This window comes from Streptomyces sp. NPDC048506 (genome assembly GCF_040651315.1).
Lineage (GTDB): Bacteria > Actinomycetota > Actinomycetes > Streptomycetales > Streptomycetaceae > Streptomyces.
The window spans coordinates 1-15921 of sequence record NZ_JBEZIX010000078.1; the positions used below are offsets into that span (position 1 = coordinate 1).

Annotated in this window: 17 protein-coding genes, 1 pseudogene and 1 riboswitch; of the genes and pseudogenes, 9 read left to right on the plus strand and 9 right to left on the minus strand. The window is 71.8% G+C overall.

Features of this window, described 5'->3' with window-relative positions; genetic code table 11:
* Nucleotides 1–241: 241 nt before the first annotated feature.
* From bioD to bioB, 3 genes are read right to left on the minus strand one after another with little or no spacing between them, the layout of a single operon-like run.
* Nucleotides 242–916, minus strand: a complete 675-nt coding sequence (gene bioD, locus AB0C96_RS39685) for a dethiobiotin synthase (RefSeq protein WP_362924755.1) — start codon at nucleotides 914–916, stop codon at nucleotides 242–244.
* Nucleotides 917–937: 21 nt separating this feature from the next.
* Complete coding sequence (locus AB0C96_RS39690; protein ID WP_362924757.1) at nucleotides 938–2242, minus strand: adenosylmethionine--8-amino-7-oxononanoate transaminase; 1305 nt, start codon at nucleotides 2240–2242, stop codon at nucleotides 938–940.
* Nucleotides 2235–3386: a biotin synthase BioB gene (gene bioB / locus AB0C96_RS39695; protein ID WP_362924759.1), complete on the minus strand. Its 1152-nt coding sequence runs from the start codon at nucleotides 3384–3386 to the stop codon at nucleotides 2235–2237. Before bioB ends, AB0C96_RS39690 begins: the two co-directional genes overlap by 8 nt.
* A 156-nt stretch (nucleotides 3387–3542) precedes the next feature.
* On the opposite strand from bioB, the gene AB0C96_RS39700 reads away from it, so the two are divergent.
* Both AB0C96_RS39700 and AB0C96_RS39705 read left to right on the plus strand, forming a co-directional pair.
* Nucleotides 3543–4790: an 8-amino-7-oxononanoate synthase gene (locus tag AB0C96_RS39700; RefSeq protein ID WP_362924761.1), complete on the plus strand. Its 1248-nt coding sequence runs from the start codon at nucleotides 3543–3545 to the stop codon at nucleotides 4788–4790.
* A 268-nt stretch (nucleotides 4791–5058) separates the two neighbouring features.
* The gene (locus AB0C96_RS39705) at nucleotides 5059–5487 is read left to right on the plus strand and encodes an ATP-binding protein (RefSeq protein ID WP_362924762.1); all 429 of its coding nucleotides are present in this window, start codon (nucleotides 5059–5061) and stop codon (nucleotides 5485–5487) included.
* Nucleotides 5488–5692: 205 nt separating this feature from the next.
* Here AB0C96_RS39705 and AB0C96_RS39710 read toward each other — a convergent pair whose 3' ends face one another.
* The 5 genes and pseudogenes from AB0C96_RS39710 to AB0C96_RS39730 all read right to left on the minus strand — a co-directional run bounded on the left by AB0C96_RS39710 (nucleotide 5693) and on the right by AB0C96_RS39730 (nucleotide 9278).
* A complete protein-coding gene (locus AB0C96_RS39710) occupies nucleotides 5693–6229 on the minus strand; it encodes a hypothetical protein (protein WP_362924764.1) in 537 nt (178 codons plus the stop codon).
* A gap of 97 nt (nucleotides 6230–6326) precedes the next feature.
* A pseudogene (locus tag AB0C96_RS39715) lies at nucleotides 6327–7333 on the minus strand (aminoglycoside phosphotransferase family protein).
* Between the two features lie 41 nt (nucleotides 7334–7374).
* Nucleotides 7375–7848, minus strand: coding sequence for an NlpC/P60 family protein (locus tag AB0C96_RS39720; protein ID WP_362924766.1), 474 nt, complete (start codon nucleotides 7846–7848; stop codon nucleotides 7375–7377).
* A gap of 3 nt (nucleotides 7849–7851) precedes the next feature.
* A riboswitch (cyclic di-AMP (ydaO/yuaA leader) is annotated at nucleotides 7852–8026 on the minus strand.
* A gap of 302 nt (nucleotides 8027–8328) precedes the next feature.
* Complete coding sequence (locus AB0C96_RS39725; protein WP_362924767.1) at nucleotides 8329–8637, minus strand: hypothetical protein; 309 nt, start codon at nucleotides 8635–8637, stop codon at nucleotides 8329–8331.
* Nucleotides 8638–8642: 5 nt separating this feature from the next.
* Complete coding sequence (locus AB0C96_RS39730; RefSeq protein WP_362924769.1) at nucleotides 8643–9278, minus strand: ATP-dependent Clp protease proteolytic subunit; 636 nt, start codon at nucleotides 9276–9278, stop codon at nucleotides 8643–8645.
* A gap of 58 nt (nucleotides 9279–9336) precedes the next feature.
* On the opposite strand from AB0C96_RS39730, the gene AB0C96_RS39735 reads away from it, so the two are divergent.
* Nucleotides 9337–9651: a type II toxin-antitoxin system Phd/YefM family antitoxin gene (locus AB0C96_RS39735; protein WP_362924770.1), complete on the plus strand. Its 315-nt coding sequence runs from the start codon at nucleotides 9337–9339 to the stop codon at nucleotides 9649–9651.
* 38 nt (nucleotides 9652–9689) lie between these two features.
* Here the strand turns inward: AB0C96_RS39735 and AB0C96_RS39740 are convergent, their stop codons facing one another.
* Entirely contained in the window at nucleotides 9690–10634 is a 945-nt protein-coding gene (locus AB0C96_RS39740; RefSeq protein ID WP_362924772.1) for a M28 family metallopeptidase, read from the minus strand.
* Between the two features lie 528 nt (nucleotides 10635–11162).
* On the opposite strand from AB0C96_RS39740, the gene AB0C96_RS39745 reads away from it, so the two are divergent.
* The 6 genes from AB0C96_RS39745 (at nucleotide 11163) to AB0C96_RS39770 (ending at nucleotide 15918) form a co-directional block, all read left to right on the plus strand.
* Nucleotides 11163–11465, plus strand: a complete 303-nt coding sequence (locus AB0C96_RS39745; protein ID WP_362924774.1) for an urease subunit gamma — start codon at nucleotides 11163–11165, stop codon at nucleotides 11463–11465.
* Between the two features lie 17 nt (nucleotides 11466–11482).
* Nucleotides 11483–11794, plus strand: a complete 312-nt coding sequence (locus AB0C96_RS39750) for an urease subunit beta (protein WP_362924776.1) — start codon at nucleotides 11483–11485, stop codon at nucleotides 11792–11794.
* On the plus strand, nucleotides 11787–13508 hold the full coding sequence (locus tag AB0C96_RS39755; protein ID WP_362924778.1) for an urease subunit alpha: 1722 nt from the start codon (nucleotides 11787–11789) through the stop codon (nucleotides 13506–13508). Before AB0C96_RS39750 ends, AB0C96_RS39755 begins: the two co-directional genes overlap by 8 nt.
* Nucleotides 13509–13549: 41 nt before the next feature.
* Nucleotides 13550–14224 (plus strand): urease accessory UreF family protein, encoded by a 675-nt coding sequence (locus AB0C96_RS39760; protein ID WP_362924780.1) that lies wholly within the window; start codon nucleotides 13550–13552, stop codon nucleotides 14222–14224.
* 66 nt (nucleotides 14225–14290) lie between these two features.
* Nucleotides 14291–14986 (plus strand): urease accessory protein UreG, encoded by a 696-nt coding sequence (ureG, locus tag AB0C96_RS39765; RefSeq protein ID WP_362924781.1) that lies wholly within the window; start codon nucleotides 14291–14293, stop codon nucleotides 14984–14986.
* Entirely contained in the window at nucleotides 14983–15918 is a 936-nt protein-coding gene (locus tag AB0C96_RS39770; RefSeq protein ID WP_362924782.1) for an urease accessory protein UreD, read from the plus strand. Before ureG ends, AB0C96_RS39770 begins: the two co-directional genes overlap by 4 nt.
* Nucleotides 15919–15921 lie beyond the last annotated feature (3 nt).

Sequence of the window (15921 nt, forward strand, 5' to 3'; positions counted from 1 at the left end):
CCCCAGGATCAGTCACCCCCACTCACGGGAGGGGACGGGTCGGAGGGGCAGGGGTGTGGGACGTAAAGCGAAGCAGTCCCACACCCCTGCCCCGGAGGACCGTCACCGCGCCCGACAACCCACGCCCGCCGCAGGCGCAACGGCGAGACGACACACGGCGGGAAAGCCAAAAACGTGGGGCGAGCGCCGGCCGCCAAGGCCACGGCGGGAAAGCCAAAAACGTGGGAGGGCCAACCAAGGGTTACCCCAACGGCCCAGAAAGCCACCCCGCCGCCGCCGTGCGGAAGGTGGTCGGGGGGAGGGTGCCGGCGCCCTCGGGGATCCGGCCGAGGAGGGGGGCGCCCGCGGCCTGCGGGAGGTCGGCCAGGTTGCAGCGCGCTGCCAGGTCGGGCTCGGCCGGCCAGCTGCCGACGACCACGCCGGGGGAGTCGAGCCCGTACTGGCGCAGGGCCAGCGCGGTCAGTGCGGTGGTGTTGAGGGTGCCGAGGCCGGCCTGGACGACCACCAGGACCGGCGCGGCCGCCAGCCGGGCGGCGTCCGCGAGGGTGTGGCCCTCCGCGTCGAAGCGGACCAGCAGCCCGCCCGCGCCCTCCACCAGCACCAGATCGTGCGAGGCGGCCAACTTGGCGGCCGCCTCGGCGATCTCCTGGGGGCCCACCGTCGGCAGGCCCGCCCGCGCCGCGGCCGTGGCGGGCGCCAACGGCTCGGGGTAGCGGGCGAGTTCGAGGGTGGTCACCGCGCCGGCCAGCCGCTCGACCTCCGCCGCATCGCCGGGCTCGTGTGCCGCGACGCCGGTCTGAGCCGGTTTGAGCACCGCCACCGAACGGCCCTCGGCGAGCGCCACCGCGGCGATCGCGGCCGTGGTCACCGTCTTGCCGATCTCCGTGCCCGTGCCCGTGACGAACAGCACCGCCATGTTCTCGCTCCCCGCTTCCTGTCAGCCCTCGCGCGCCGCGGCACACACCGCGGCACAGATCCGTGCCACATCGTCGTCACCGGTGATGTACGGCGGCATGGTGTAGATCAGATCCCGGAACGGGCGCAGCCACACGCCCTCCCGGACCGCCGCCCGGGTCGCGGCCGCCATGTCCACCGCGTGGTCGAGCTGGACCACACCGATCGCGCCCAGCACCCGTACCTCGCGTACGCCCGGGGTGTTCCGGGCCGGCGCCAGCCCCGCCCGCAGGCCGGCCTCGATCCGTTTGACCTCCTGCGCCCAGTCCTGGGAGAGCAGCAGCTCGATCGACGCCTCGGCGACGGCGGTGGCGAGCGGGTTGCCCATGAAGGTCGGGCCGTGCGCCAGCACCGGCAACTCGCCGCGGGAGATGCCGTCCGCGACGGCCGCCGTGCACAGCGTCGCCGCCAGGGTGAGGTAGCCGCCGGTCAGCGCCTTGCCGAGGCACATCACATCGGGTGCGACACCGGCGTGCTCGGCGGCGAAGAGGGCGCCCGTCCGGCCGAAACCGGTGGCGATCTCGTCGAAGACGAGCAGCACGTCGTGGGCGTCGCAGGCCTCCCGCAGCACCCGCAGATACCCGGGCGAGTGGAACGACATCCCGCCCGCGCCCTGCACCACGGGCTCCACGATCACCGCGGCCAGCTCCTCGGCGTGCCGGCCGATCAGCTCGCGCAGGTGCGCCGCGTACGCCTCGTCGGGCGCCGCGTCGAAGCCGGCCGGCGGCGGGTCCGCGAAGATCTGCCGGGGCAGCACCCCCTGCCACAGTTCGTGCATCCCGCCGTCCGGATCGCACACCGACATCGGCTGCCAGGTGTCGCCGTGGTAGCCGCCCCGCCAGGTCAACAGCCGCTGTTTGGCGGGCTTTCCCAGCGAGCGCCAGTACTGGAGGCACATCTTGACGGCGACCTCGACCGACACCGATCCGGAGTCGGCGAGGAAGACGTGCTGGAGCGGCTCGGGGGTGATGTCCACCAGCCGCTTCACCAGTCGGACGGCGGGCTCGTGGGTGAGCCCGCCGAACATCACATGGCTCATCCGCTCCAGCTGGCCGCGCGCCGCGTCGTTGAGCACCGGGTGGTTGTAGCCGTGCACCGCCGACCACCAGGAGGACATGCCGTCCACCAACTCGTCCCGGCCCTCGGCCGGTTCGGCCAGCCGGAGCCGGACGCCGGACGCCGACTCGACCAGCAGCGGTGCGGCCGTACCGGGCATCGGCGCGTACGGGTGCCACACGTGCTGCCGGTCGAGCGCCAGCAGATCGCCGGGCCCGAGCGGCTCAGGCATTGGGCGGGAGGTCGGTGCCGGCGCCGCGACGGCGCACCGCGACCAGGTCGCGGCGGGCTTCCTCGGACGGGGCGGCGGCGGTCGGCGCCTCGGCGTCCCCGGCGGTGGCGGCTTCGGCGTCCGCGCCACCGCAGCCCGCACGGCGGTGCTCGGGCAGTGTCGTGGTGTCCGTGTCCTCGACCTCGAAGCCGGCGTCCGCGATCATCGCCAGGTCGTCCTTGCCGGCCTGGCCCTCGCTGGTCAGATAGTCCCCCAGGAAGATGGAGTTGACCAGGTGCAGGGCGAGCGGCTGGAGGCTGCGCAGATGGACCTCGCGGCCGCCGGCCAGCCGCACCTCGATGTCCGGGCAGACGAACCGGACCATCGCCAGGATGCGCAGCGCGCGCTGCGGGGTGAGGTTCCACTCCTTGGCGAGCGGGGTGCCCTCGAACGGGATCAGGAAGTTGACCGGGACGGAGTCGGGGTCCAGGTCGCGCAGCGCGAAGACCACGTCGACCAGGTCGGCGTCGCTCTCGCCCATCCCGGCGATCAGCCCGGAGCAGGCGGACATGCCCGCCGCCTGGGCCTGCTGCACGGTGGAGACCCGGTCGGAGAAGTCGTGCGTGGAGCAGATGTCGCCGTAGGTGGCTTCCGACGTGTTGAGGTTGTGGTTGTACGCATCGGCACCCGCCGCGCGCAGCCGCTCGGCCTGGCCGTCCGAGAGCAGACCCAGGCAGGCGCACACCTCCACGCCCTCGTTCTGCTCCTTGATGGCGGAGATGGTCTCCGAGACCCGGTCCACGTCCTTGTCGGTGGGGCCGCGGCCGCTGGCCACCAGGCAGACCCGCTTGGCGCCGCCGGCCACCCCGGCCGCGGCCGCCTGGGAGGCCTCATCGGGCTTCAGCCAGGTGTACTTGAGGATCTCGGCCTTCGAGCCCAGCCGCTGGGAGCAGTACGAGCAGTCCTCGGGGCACAGGCCCGACTTGAGGTTGACGAGGTAGTTGAGCTTGACCCGCCGCCCGAACCACTGGCGGCGTACCTTTCCGGCCGCGGCCACGACGTCGAGCAGTTCGTCATCGGACGTCGCCAGCACGGCCAGCGCCTCTTCACGGGTCGGCAACTCGCGCCGCAGTCCCTTTTCCACCAATGCGTTCAGCAGGTCCATGGCGATGATCCTGGACTACGTCACCGTCCCGGGCCAAGGAGGATTCCCACAACGCGCGGAGATCGGGGTGTGTGTATCGCCACACTGTGGGCGTGCGGAACGACCGCTAACGTCTATCGACAGCCCACAATCGAGGCCGACAGACGAAGGACGCCGATGCCGCAGGACTCCGCCCCACCGCTGCTCCGCGACGCCCCGCCCACGGTGCCCTCGGCCCCGCACTCCGCCCCGCCGTCGGACGGCGCCCCTCCCTCCCGGCAGCTTTACGGCGCGGCCTTCGACTGGATCGACGCGGCGCGCGCCGAGCGCCAACGGGCCGGCCTGGTCCGCGTCCTGCGCCCCAGGCCCGCCGACTCCACCCTCCTCGATCTCGCCAGCAATGACTACCTCGGACTCGCCCGACACCCCGAGGTCACCCACGGGGCCGCCGAGGCGGCGCACCGCTGGGGAGCGGGCGCAACCGGCTCCCGCCTGGTCACCGGCAGCACCGAGCTGCACGCCCGACTGGAGACGGAACTCGCCGCGTTCTGCGGCTTCGAGGCCGCTTTGGTGCTGTCGTCCGGCTATGCGGCGAACCTCGCCGCGGTCACCGCGCTCACCGCTCCCGGCGCGCTGGTGGTCTCCGACGCCGGTAACCACGCCTCCCTCATCGACGGCTGCCGGCTCTCCCGGGCCCGGACGCACGTCGCTCCGCACGCCGACCCGGAGGCCGTGCGCGCCGCGCTGACCGGCCACGAGGGCCGGGCGCTCGCCGTCACCGACTCGGTGTTCTCGGTCGACGGCGACGCGGCGCCGCTCCCGGCGCTCGCCGCGGCCTGCCGGACCCGGGGCGCCGCGCTGCTGGTCGACGACGCACACGGTCTGGGTGTCCTGGGGGACGGGGGGCGCGGTGCGCTGTGGGCGGCCGGACTGGCCGGTGACGCCGATGTGGTGGCCACGGTGACGCTCTCCAAGTCGCTGGGCTCCCAGGGCGGTGCGGTGCTGGGCCCGGCCCGGGTCATCGAGCACCTGGTCAACACCGCCCGGTCGTTCATCTTCGACACCGGCCTCGCCCCGGCGGCGGTCGGTGGCGCGCTCGCGGCGCTCCGGCTGCTCGACCGGGAGCCGCAGCGCGCCGCCCGCGCCGGACGAATCGCGCGCGAGCTGTACGAGCGGCTCACCGCGGCGGGCCTGGCGGCGGTGCGGCCGGACGCCGCGGTGGTCTCGGTGCGCGCCCCGTCACCGGAGGCCGCGGTCCGCTGGGCCGCCGAGTGCCGTGCCGCCGGGCTCGCGGTCGGCTGTTTCCGGCCGCCGTCCGTACCCGACGGGATCTCCCGGCTGCGGCTCACCGCCCGCGCGGACCTGACGGACGGCCAGCTCGATCGGGCGGTCGGGACGATCGTGGCCACGGCACCGACCGGCTGAAGCGACAACGGGTCCGGCCGCCACCGGACCCGCCGCGTCCGGTTTGCCCTCAAATCCGGTCTCGCGTAGCAGAGTTCACCGCATCGAGCGATAGATATCTGTATGTGTTGGTGGATCCGGCATCACACCGGCAGCATGGGTGGCAGTCTGGCGCACAGCAGAAGTCCGAGGTCGCATCGGCATTCCGTGCGGCATCCCGACTCCCGGGTCACGACCTTCCCAGGTCAGGGCCGGAGCCGGGGCTCGGTGGGAAAGGGACAGCCTCGCGATGGCAGACCACCATGAATCCTCACTCACTCTGCCGAGCGCCCCGGCCTCGGTACTCCTCGCCCGAAGACACACCCTGTCGGTGCTCGCCGAATGGGGCCTGCCGGGCGACTCCGACACCGCCGACTCCATCCGTCTGATCGTCTCCGAACTCGCGACCAACGCCGTTCAGCACACCTTGGGGCAGTCCCCGACGTTCACCATCGAGCTGCGGCTCGACCGCGACGAGGTGCTACGGGTCGGGGTCACCGACAGCCACCCCCGCCGACCCCGCCGGCTGCCCGCCGCGGTGCAGCAGGACAACGGCCGGGGCATGGCCATCATCCGCTACCTGGCGGCGGAGGCCGGCGGACGCCTCTCGGTCGTCCCCACGGCCGCCGGCGGGAAGACCGTCTGGATCACGATGCCGTGGAAGGTCACGGTGTGTTGACGGGGTGGTGCAGGAACCTTTCGCTGCGCTTGGCTGCCCCCCCCGTTTTTGGCTTTGCCGCCGTGGCCCGGCGGCCGGCGCTTTCCCCGCGTTTTTGGCCCGTCTCCTCCCGTGAGTGGGTGGAGATGCTCGGTGGGGGTGAGCCTGGGGGGTCGTGTGTGCGGTGGACGGGGGGTGCCCGTCGGCGGGTTACGTTCGGGGCGCGCTACATGAGCGTCAGGCCGAGGTTCTCCTCAAGTGCCTTCGCCTGCTCGGGTGTGGCGAGGACCATGATGCTGTCGTAGCCGTGGTTCGGTTCGCGTTCGAAGTCGACGAGGTGGAATGCGCGGGGGTCGTCGTCGGGGGAGAGCTCGTCGATGGCGTTGATGGCCGCGTCTTGGTCGAAGTACTCATAGCGGTCCCCGAAGTGTTCGGCCGAGATGGCGACGAGCCGGCCGTTCCGTTCGAACTCCAGGATGTCGTCGCGGGATCCGCCGATCTCTTCCCCTTCGTGCAGGCGGACGTTGCTGACGGTGACCGCGCCGTGGGTCAGTGCGGCCGCGTCTTCCAGGAGGCTTGTGTAGTCCTGTTCCAGGTCGTCGATGTCGTCGGCGTGGACCGAGACCGCCACGTCGAACTCTTCGAGCGCGCCGGCGACGCCGTAGGGGGTCAGCCTGTCGTGTGCATGGTTGGCGTACTCGTCAAGGACGTTCTGCACCTTCTCGGGCGGCACCATGCCGATCTCTTGAAGGACTTCCCCCACGCCTGCCAAAGTAATCGATGAAACGTTCGACATGGGGGTATCTTGCCAGGCGGGGTGCTTCCGCGTGGCCGTATTCGGGGGAGCCGGGCCGACCGACCTAGAGCGGTGGTTCCCCGAGGAGTTCCAGCAGCCATCTGGCGCTTTCTGCGGCGGTGGTTGTCGCTGCGGTGTCGGATGCCGTGGGGAAGAGGCGGCCCCAGGAGCGGGCGCGGCTGGTGGCGCCGAGTCGCCCTGCCAGGGTCACCGCGTGTCGCAGTTCTGCCGCCGTCCGACCGTTTCCCGTCCAGGGTTCCAGGTAGGCGTCCCGCAGCCGGGGCAGCGCCTCGGGGCCGTAGCGCTCGCGGGCTGTCCGGGCGGGGACGAGGAAGCTACAGAAGGGATGGGAGACGGCGGCGTCGCCCCAGTCGAAGAACGTGAATCGACCCGCCTCGGGGTGGAACAGTTGACCGTCGTGCAGGTCGGCATGGTCGAGCGAGTCGGCGATGCCCAGTTCGGCCAGCTCCGTGCACCAGTCCACCAGGCGCGGCCGCAGCGCGTGCAGCCGGGCGCGAGCGTCCGGCACCAGTGCGGTGTTCGCCGCGATGCCTCGTCGAAGGCGTCGGGGAGGGCGGCCGTTCGTGCGCTGGGGACGCCGAGCAGTTCGATCTCCGTGGCGTACGGGGTCAGCGCGCGCTGCATGTGCGCGTACTGGCGCAGCGGCTCTTCCCAGGCGCGTGGGTCGGCGGGGGCACGGTCGAGCACTGCCCTGAAGAGGTCACCGCCGTCGGGAAGCAATGACCACCCCTGGTCGACGTCGACGGCGAGGGGTTCGAGTACGTGTTCCGGGACCCAGCGGGACAGTGCGGCGGTGAGCGCCGCCTCGAATGCGCCGGCGGGCGGATTGGCCTTGAACCAGACGGCGGTGTGACCTGCGACGGGCATCCGCACCAGGACGGACCACGGTCGTAGCCGGACGCTGCGTCCTGCTGTTTCGCGCAGGCCGCGAGCAGCGAGCTCGCGCTCGGCCCAGCCCAGGGCGGTATCGCGCCAGGCTCCTTGCGCCCAGGGCGCGATGGCATCCGGGTACTGTCCCCGGTCCACGAGCATCGACGCATCGTGCTGCATCGCGCCATCACAGCACGGAGGCCGCCGGGTCTCCATCGCTTTCAGAGCACCCGTCCGTACCGGACGGCGCGGGTCCAGATCTTCTCCATGCGCACCACGTCGCCGGTCTTGGGCGCATGCCAGATCCGGCCGTGGCCGGCGTAGATGCCGACGTGGTAGATGCCGCTGCCCGAGTAGAAGAAGACCAGGTCGCCGCGTTGGCGGGCGGAGGCGGGGATGTGCCGGGTGTGGCCGTACTGTGCGGCGGCGCTGCGTGGTAGGGCCCGGCCGGCGCGTTTGAACGAGTAGAGCGTGAGCCCCGAGCAGTCGAACCGGTACGGTCCCTGGGCGCCGTACTCGTAGGGGGAGCCCCGCTTGGAGGCCGCGATCCGCAGCGCCTGGACGGAGACGGACACGGCTTCGGCGTCCGTGGTGGTTCCCGGGGCGAGGGCGGTCCCGCCGAGGGTGGCCAGGGTCAGGGCGGAGACGGTGCCGGCGCGCGCCAGCAGGTTCGGCGTGTGCATGCGCATGGTCATGCGCAACCCTTCGTCAGCCGCCTGCGAAGGGAGACCTGTCGGGTTCGGGCAGGCGAAGATGCCCGGCCGTGCGTACGGCTTCACCCCAAGGAGTCCGTCGGCCATGAGGCCCGGACCCCGTCCTGCTCGGGTCCTCCGCTCCCGCCGATCCACGTCGTCGACCTGACGTCCGGTACGGCGGCGGGATTGGGCGCCCGTCCGGACCGCCCCGTCGTGGTGACGGGGTCTTGTCGTCGAAGGGATCGTCACGCACCCGCCACCCGAATTCCGAGTTGAAAATGCCGTATGTGAGATGGGTCATATTTAGCCCAAATGGTGACACTTAGGGCTTCGGGTGGCCGAGGGCCGTGTGTCGCGACCCCCGGACCTGGGGCGAAACATCAAGGGGCAGGGGAATGTGGTCGGTTCCGCGCAATTCGTGGCCCCTTTACAACAGGCGTGGACGCTACGCCGTCCGGGCAGCCCGGTGCGCGTGTCGGATCAGATCGTGTCGTCCGGCGGCACCGTCACCAGTCCGGCCCGGCGCTCACCGTCCAGTACCCGCAACGCCCGTGCCAACGTGTCGCGGTGGAACTCGTTCTCCCCCCGGTTGTGCATCAACGTCAGCGCGTCGCGCAGTTCGGCGGCCTTGCCGACCAGTGCCTGGGCTGCGCGCAGACCGCTGTAGGTGTGGCCGCTGCGCGCCGGGTTGATCCGGCCCAGCAGGTCGACCACCTCCAGGTAGCAGTCGATCAGCTGGCCCTCGGCGCGCGTCAGGGCGGGCAGCGGTGGTGGTTCGGGCGGCAGCATCCGGCTCACCCGGCCACGGGGCGGACGGCCGACTGCTTGCGGTTGCGGGTGAGCCCGTCGATCAGGCCGTACTCCTGGGCGGCGGGGGCGTCGAAGATCCGGTCGCGCTCGATGTCGGCGGCGATCCGCTCGCGGGGCTGCCCGGTGTGCAGCGCCAGCATCTCCTCCAGCTTGTCCCGGGTGCGCAGCAGCTCCTGCGCCTGGATCTGTAGATCGGTGGCCTGGCCCTGGACCGGTTCGCTGAGCGACGGCTGGTGGATCAGGACCCGGGCGCCGGGCAGCGCCAGCCGCTTGCCCGGGGTGCCGGCGGCCAGCAGCACCGCGGCGGCGGAGGCGGCCTGGCCGAGGCAGACCGTCTCCACATCGCAGGACACGTAGCGCATCGTGTCGTAGATGGCGGTCATCGCGGTGAACGAGCCGCCGGGGGAGTTGATGTAGAGCGAGATGTCCCGTTCGGGCGCGGCGTGTTCGAGGTGGATGAGCTGCGCCATGACGTCGTTGGCCGCGGTGTCGTCGATCGGGGTGCCCAGGAAGACGATCCGCTCGCTGAGCAGCTTCGAATACGGGTCCATGGTGCGCGTGCCCTGGGAGGTGCGCTCGGTGAACTCCGGCAGGACGTAGCGGGCCGTCGGTTGCAGCATGGCTGCCCCTCTCCTCTGTAAAAAATGTACAGGATGTACATCCCGTTAGAATGGGAGCATGGCCTATGAAATTCCGGTGACGCAAGCCCGGGCGGAGCTGGCGGATCTGATCAACCGCGTCGTCTACGGCGGTGAGCGGGTGGTCGTCACCCGGCACGGCAAGCCGCTGGTGGCGCTGGTGTCCGCCGCTGACCTGCAACTTCTCGAAGAGCTGGGGCGGCGCGAGCAAGGCGCGGAGGACGAGCAGGTGATCAGCACGGTCTCGACCGTGCGGCAGCTGTCGTCCGCTCCGGGCGAACGGCGGCGGTTCGGGATCGCCGCGGAACACCGCGACCCGGCCGCCGGGGATCGGCGACCGGGTCGGGAGAGGTGACGGTCAGCGGGCGCTGACCGTGCGAGTGGGCAGTCGGCTCAGGAGCTGAGCTGCCACACGGCGTTGGCGATGGCGTCGGTGTTGTTGTCCAGCGCCTTGTCGTCGATGTTCTTCGAGGTGTCGCAGGACTGGTGGTAGCAGGCGTCGAACGCCTTGCCCGCCTCGCCGCCCCAGTTCTTCGCCTGCTCCTCGGTCTTGATGTAGTCCGCGCCGGAGAAGAGGCCGCCGACCGCGATGCCGGCGTCCTTGAAGGGGGCGTGGTCCGAGCGGCCGTCGCCCTCGGTCTCCTTCTCGGTGGCGATGTTCTTGCTGGCGAACCAGTCCTTGAACACCTTCTCCAGGCGGGCGTCGTCGTCGTAGACGAAGTAGCCCGGGTTCGGCGAGCCGATCATGTCGAAGTTCAGATACGAGTCGATCTTCGAGGTGTCGGCGCCGAGGCTGTCGACGTAGTGCCGCGAGCCGACCATGCCGTCCTCTTCGTCGCCGAACCAGGCGAACCGAAGGTGCTTGGCGGGCTTGAGGTTCGACTTGGCGACCGCCAGGGCGACCTCCAGGATGCCGGCCGAGCCGGAGCCGTTGTCGTTGATGCCGGGGCCCGCGTCGACCGAGTCCACGTGGGCGCCGACCATCACGGTCTTGCCCTCGTCGCCGCCCGGCCAGTCGGCGACGAGGTTGTAGCCCTTGGCGCCGTTGTTGTCGAACTCCTGGACCTTGGTGGTGAATCCGGCCTGGTCCAGCTTGCCCTTGATGAAGTCGACGGACGCCTTGTGGCCCGGCTGTCCGTGGGCGCGGTTGCCGCCGTTGGCGTCGGCGATCGACTGGAGCTGGTCCAGATCGGCCTTGACGGCCTTGACGTCGATGTCCGGGGCGGCGGCCGGCGCGGGGTCGGCGTGGGCGCCGGCCGCGGTGAAGAGGGTGGCCGCCAGGGCGGCGACCGTGCCGGTGGCGAGCGCGGCCCGGCGTATTCGTGTAGAGCGAGACACAGTAAGGCTCCGATACTGGTGTGGGGGGTTGGTGCGGAGCGATTTGACGCGCCCATGAGGATTGCGATCACTTTACGAATCGTCAAGAGCGCATATCGGACTGCTGTGTTCGCAGAGCGGGACATGGGTCATATGTGGCGATCGGTGAGGATTTGACGTTGTGTTACGCCGCCCGATCCTCGGCCCTGACGCATGGTTGGGGGGCGGAATGCGCCAGGCGTTTCGGTGCGCGGCCGGGTGTGCGCGACCTGTGTGGCGATTCCGGGATGCGGATTTCCGTGCGGTAACGGGCGGGGGTGGCGCCGTGTTACCTGGGCCGCGGAAAGGGGTGTCGGCGGGGCCCTGGATGTAACGTCGCCGAAATCCCGCCGAACTAGCCTCCATCCGTGGGGTTCTTGATAGCCAAGTGCTGGAAGTCGGTTTGCTCCCCCTTTAAATAGTGCGTGATACATCTATCGTCACGGGTGTGTCCACGCCTGTGACCTGGGAAGATGCGTCCCGGGCGGTGAAGACTGTGAGGTGGAACGTATGCAACTGACCCCGCATGAACAAGAGCGATTGATGATTCATGTGGCGGCAGATGTGGCCGAAAAGCGACGGGCTCGCGGGCTGAAGCTGAACCACCCGGAGTCCATTGCGCTGCTGACCGTGCACATTCTCGAAGGCGCCCGGGACGGCCGTACCGTCGCCGAGCTCATGTCCTCCGGCCGCAAGGTCCTCGCCCGCGACGAGGTGATGGAGGGCGTGCCCGAGATGATCCACGACGTACAGGTCGAGGCCACCTTCCCCGACGGCACCAAGCTCGTCACCGTTCACGAACCCATCAACTGACCGCGGGAGAGCAGAAGATGATCCCGGGACAGATCCTCTACGCCGACGAGCCGGTACGCCTCAACGAAGGCCTTCCCGTCACGCGCATGACCGTCCTCAACGCCGCCGACCGCCCCGTCCAGGTCGGCTCCCACTACCACTTCGCCGAGGCCAACCCCGGCCTCGACTTCGACCGCGCGGCCGCGCACGGCAAGCGGCTCAACGTCGCGGCCGGTTCGGCCGTGCGCTTCGAGCCCGGCATCCCCACCGAGGTCGAGCTGGTCCCCCTCGCGGGCAAGCGGATCGTCGCGGGCCTGCGCGGCGAGACCGGAGGCACCCTCGATGGCTGAGCTGACCCGTCAGGCGTACGCCGACCTCTTCGGCCCGACCGCCGGCGACCGGATCAGGCTCGCCGACACCGACCTGGTCATCGAGATCACCGAGGACCGCTCGGGCGGGCCCGGCCGGGCCGGTGACGAGGTCGTCTTCGGCGGTGGCAAGGTGATCCGCGAATCGATGGGCCAGTCCCGCACCACCCGCGCCGAGGGCGCCCCCGACACCGTGATCACCGGTGCCGTCGTGCTCGACCACTGGGGCATCGTCAAGGCCGACGTCGGCATCCGCGACGGCCGGATCACCGCCCTGGGCAAGGCGGGCAACCCCGACACCATGGACGGCGTCCACCCCGACCTGGTCATCGGCCCGGAGACCGAGATCATCGCCGGCAACGGCAAGATCCTCACCGCCGGCGCCATCGACACCCACGTCCACTTCATCTGCCCCCAGCAGGCGGACGAGGCGCTGGCCTCCGGAGTGACCACCCTCGTCGGCGGCGGCACCGGACCGGCCGAGGGCAGCAAGGCCACCACCATCACCCCCGGCGCCTGGCACGTGGCCCGGATGTTCGAGTCGATGGACTCCCTGCCGGTCAACGTCGGACTGCTGGGCAAGGGCAACACCACCTCCCTCGCCTCGATGCGCGACCAGCTGCGGGCCGGGGTCCTCGGCTTCAAGATCCACGAGGACTGGGGCGCCACCCCCGCCGTCCTCGACGCCTGCCTGAGCGTCTGCGAGGAGAGCGGCGCCCAGCTCGCGATCCACACCGACACCCTCAACGAGGCCGGCTTCCTCGGCGACACCATCGCCGCCATCGCAGGCCGCTCCATCCACGCCTTCCATGTCGAGGGCGCCGGCGGCGGCCACGCCCCCGACATGATCGCGATGGTCTCCGAGCCGAACGTGCTGCCGGCGTCCACCAACCCCACGCGGCCGCACACCGTCAACACCGTCGAGGAGCACCTCGACATGCTGATGGTCTGTCACCACCTCAACCCGGCCGTCCCCGAGGACCTGGCCTTCGCCGAGTCCCGGATCCGGCCCTCCACCATCGCCGCCGAGGACATCCTGCACGACCTCGGCGCCATCTCGATCATGTCCTCCGACGCCCAGGCCATGGGCCGGATCGGCGAGGTCGTGCTGCGCACCTGGCAGACCGCGCACGTCATGAAGCGGCGCCGCGGCGCGCTGCCCGGCGACGGCGGCGCGGACAACCACCGGGCCCGCCGCTACGTCGCGAAGTACACCATCAACGCGGCCGTCGCCCAGGGCATCGACCACCTCGTCGGCTCCGTCGAGGGCGGCAAGCTCGCCGACCTCGTCCTGTGGGACCCGGCGTTCTTCGGCGTCAAACCGCAGCTGGTCATCAAGGGCGGCCAGATCGCCTACGCGCAGATGGGCGACGCCAACGCCTCCATCCCCACCCCGCAGCCGGTCCTGCCCCGCCCGATGTTCGGCGCCACCGGCAGGGCCCCCGGCAGCAACTCGGTCAACTTCGTCTCCCAGCAGGCCATCGAGGACGACCTCCCCGGGCGCCTGCCGCTGGCGAAACCGTACGAGGCGATCCGCAGCACCCGCGGTGTCACCAAGGCCGACATGCGCAACAACGACGCCCTGCCGCGCGTCCAGGTCGACCCCGACACCTTCACGGTGACCATCGACGGCGAGCCGGTCGAGCCCCACCCGGCGCGCGAACTGCCCATGGCCCAGCGCTACTTCCTCTTCTGACGCGCCGCCATGACACCACCGATGAACAGCCGGGACCGCCGATGAGCCGCGCAGCGCTGCTGGTCCTCGCCGACGGCCGGTTCCCCGCCGGAGGGCACGCCCACTCGGGCGGCGCCGAACCGGCCGTCGCCGCGGGGCGCATCACGGACGCCGCCACCCTGGAGGCCTTCTGCCGGGGCCGGCTGCACACCGCCGGACTGGTCGCGGCGGGGCTCGCCGCCGCGGCCGCGGCCGGCCACGACCCGCTCCTCCTGGACGACGCCGCCGACGCCCGGACGCCCGTGCCGGCGCTCCGGCAGGTCGCCAGGCGGCTCGGCCGGCAGATGATGCGGGCGGCCCGCGCCACCTGGCCGAGCCCCGCCCTCGACGCGCTCGCCGCGGCCCGCCCGCGCGGTGCGCACCAGCCCGTCGTGCTGGGACTGACCGCCCGGTCCGCCGGTCTGGATCCGCTCGACGCCGCACACGCGGTGGCGTACGAGAACATCAGCGGCCCGGCCACCGCGGCCGTCCGGCTGCTCAGCCTGGACCCCTTCGACGCCACCGCCGTGCTCGCCCGTCTGGCCGCCGACCTCGAACGGGTCGCGCAGCAGGGCGCCGAGGCCGCGGCGCGCGTCGGCGCCGAAGGAGTCGACGCCCTGCCCGCCGCCTCCGCGCCGCTGCTCGACATCACCGCCGCACAGCACGCGGCCTGGCCGGTACGCCTCTTCGCCTCCTGACCCCGTCCGGCCCCCGCCGGACCCCGCGCCGCCCACCGGCGGCGGTACGACCCACCGGAGCTGACCATGCACCTCGACCACCAGGACACCTTCCCCGAGCGCCACACCTACAGCGCCGCCGCTCCGGTACGCCACGACGGCGTCCGGCGCGCCCTGCGCATCGGTCTGGGCGGCCCGGTCGGCACCGGCAAGACGGCCACCGTCGCCGCGCTCTGCCGCGCGCTGCGCGACGAGCTGTCCATCGCCGTCGTCACCAACGACATCTACACCCGCGAGGACGCCGAGTTCCTGCTCCGCGAGGCGGTGCTGCCGCCCGAGCGGATCGCGGCGGTGGAGACCGGGGCCTGTCCGCACACCGCGATCCGCGACGACATCTCCGCCAACCTGGAGGCGGTGGAGGACCTGGAGGACGCGGTGGGCCCGCTGGACCTGGTCCTGGTGGAGTCCGGTGGCGACAACCTCACCGCGACCTTCTCCAAGGGCCTGGTCGACGCCCAGATCTTCGTCATCGACGTGGCGGGCGGCGACGACATCCCGCGCAAGGGCGGCCCCGGCGTGACCACCGCCGACCTGCTCGTCATCAACAAGACCGACCTCGCCCCCTACGTGGGCGTCGACCTGGACGGCATGGCGCGCGACGCCAAGGCACAGCGCGGCGGCCTCCCCGTCGCCTTCACCGCGCTGAAGTCGGAGAACGGCGTCCGGCCGGTGTCGGACTGGGTCCGTGCCCGGCTGGCGGAGTGGACCGCGGGGGCGGCATGACCCTCGCTCCGTCCCCACAGTCCGTGCGGCCACCGGCCGCCGAGCCCGCGGCCACCGGTCTGCGCGCCACCGCCCGCATCCTCGCCCGGGTCGATGCGTACGGCACCACCCGGCTGCCGGTTCTCGACGGCGACGGCCCGCTCGCCCTGCGCCGGGTCCGTGCGGCCGCCGGCCGGGCCGCGGTCTGTGTGGTGGGCGCCATGAGCGCTCCGCTCGGCGGCGACCGGCTGGGCATCGAGGCCACCGCGGAGGCGGGCGCTTGGCTGTCTGTGACGGCCGCCGCGGCAACTGTCGCGCTGCCCGGCCGCACCGCCGCACCCGCCACGTACGACGTGCGGCTGACGGTCGGCGACGGCGCGCGGCTGTACTGGCTGCCGGAGCCGCTGATCTCGGCCGCGGGCAGCGACCTGCGGATGACCACAACCGTCGAACTGGCCCCCACCGCCCGCCTGGTACTGCGTGAGGAGCAGGTCCTGGGGCGCAGCGGCGAACAGCCCGGAGCGCTGCGCAGCCGGCTCACCGTGCGCCGCGCCGGCCGCACCCTGCTCGACCAGGAGACGGCGTACGGACCCGGCGTCCCCGGCTGGGACACCTCCGCCGTCCTGGGCGGCAACCGTGCCGTCGGCCAACTCCTCGTCGTGGACCCGGACTTCGAGGAGGAGCCGGCCGAGGCGCGGCTGCTCGGCGACGCACCGGGCGAACGGCCCGGCGAGGGCACCGGCCCGGGCCGGGGGACCGGCGTCCTGGCGCCGCTCGCCGGCCCCGCGGCGCTGGCCACGGTGGTCGCCCCGGACGCGCTGCGGCTGCGGCGCCTGCTGGACGAGGCCTACGAGACCCACGAGGCCTACGAGAACCACACAGGCCACGCAGCCCACGCGGCCGGCGTGGCCGACGGGGCCGACGGGGCCGCCCGGAGGACCGCCGCCGGGTGAGCC

Excerpts from the sequence above, each read along its gene's own strand:
- AB0C96_RS39720 (WP_362924766.1), bottom strand. The coding sequence starts at position 7,848 with ATGACCATGCGCATGCACACGCCGAACCTGCTGGCGCGCGCCGGCACC.
- AB0C96_RS39730 (WP_362924769.1), bottom strand. The coding sequence starts at position 9,278 with ATGCTGCAACCGACGGCCCGCTACGTCCTGCCGGAGTTCACCGAGCGC.
- AB0C96_RS39735 (WP_362924770.1), top strand. The coding sequence starts at position 9,337 with ATGGCCTATGAAATTCCGGTGACGCAAGCCCGGGCGGAGCTGGCGGAT.
- AB0C96_RS39770 (WP_362924782.1), top strand. The coding sequence starts at position 14,983 with ATGACCCTCGCTCCGTCCCCACAGTCCGTGCGGCCACCGGCCGCCGAG.
- AB0C96_RS39755 (WP_362924778.1), top strand. The coding sequence starts at position 11,787 with ATGGCTGAGCTGACCCGTCAGGCGTACGCCGACCTCTTCGGCCCGACC.
- AB0C96_RS39745 (WP_362924774.1), top strand. The coding sequence starts at position 11,163 with ATGCAACTGACCCCGCATGAACAAGAGCGATTGATGATTCATGTGGCG.
- AB0C96_RS39705 (WP_362924762.1), top strand. The coding sequence starts at position 5,059 with ATGGCAGACCACCATGAATCCTCACTCACTCTGCCGAGCGCCCCGGCC.
- bioB (WP_362924759.1), bottom strand. The coding sequence starts at position 3,386 with ATGGACCTGCTGAACGCATTGGTGGAAAAGGGACTGCGGCGCGAGTTG.
- AB0C96_RS39690 (WP_362924757.1), bottom strand. The coding sequence starts at position 2,242 with ATGCCTGAGCCGCTCGGGCCCGGCGATCTGCTGGCGCTCGACCGGCAG.
- ureG (WP_362924781.1), top strand. The coding sequence starts at position 14,291 with ATGCACCTCGACCACCAGGACACCTTCCCCGAGCGCCACACCTACAGC.
- AB0C96_RS39760 (WP_362924780.1), top strand. The coding sequence starts at position 13,550 with ATGAGCCGCGCAGCGCTGCTGGTCCTCGCCGACGGCCGGTTCCCCGCC.
- bioD (WP_362924755.1), bottom strand. The coding sequence starts at position 916 with ATGGCGGTGCTGTTCGTCACGGGCACGGGCACGGAGATCGGCAAGACG.
- AB0C96_RS39750 (WP_362924776.1), top strand. The coding sequence starts at position 11,483 with ATGATCCCGGGACAGATCCTCTACGCCGACGAGCCGGTACGCCTCAAC.
- AB0C96_RS39700 (WP_362924761.1), top strand. The coding sequence starts at position 3,543 with ATGCCGCAGGACTCCGCCCCACCGCTGCTCCGCGACGCCCCGCCCACG.
- AB0C96_RS39725 (WP_362924767.1), bottom strand. The coding sequence starts at position 8,637 with ATGCTGCCGCCCGAACCACCACCGCTGCCCGCCCTGACGCGCGCCGAG.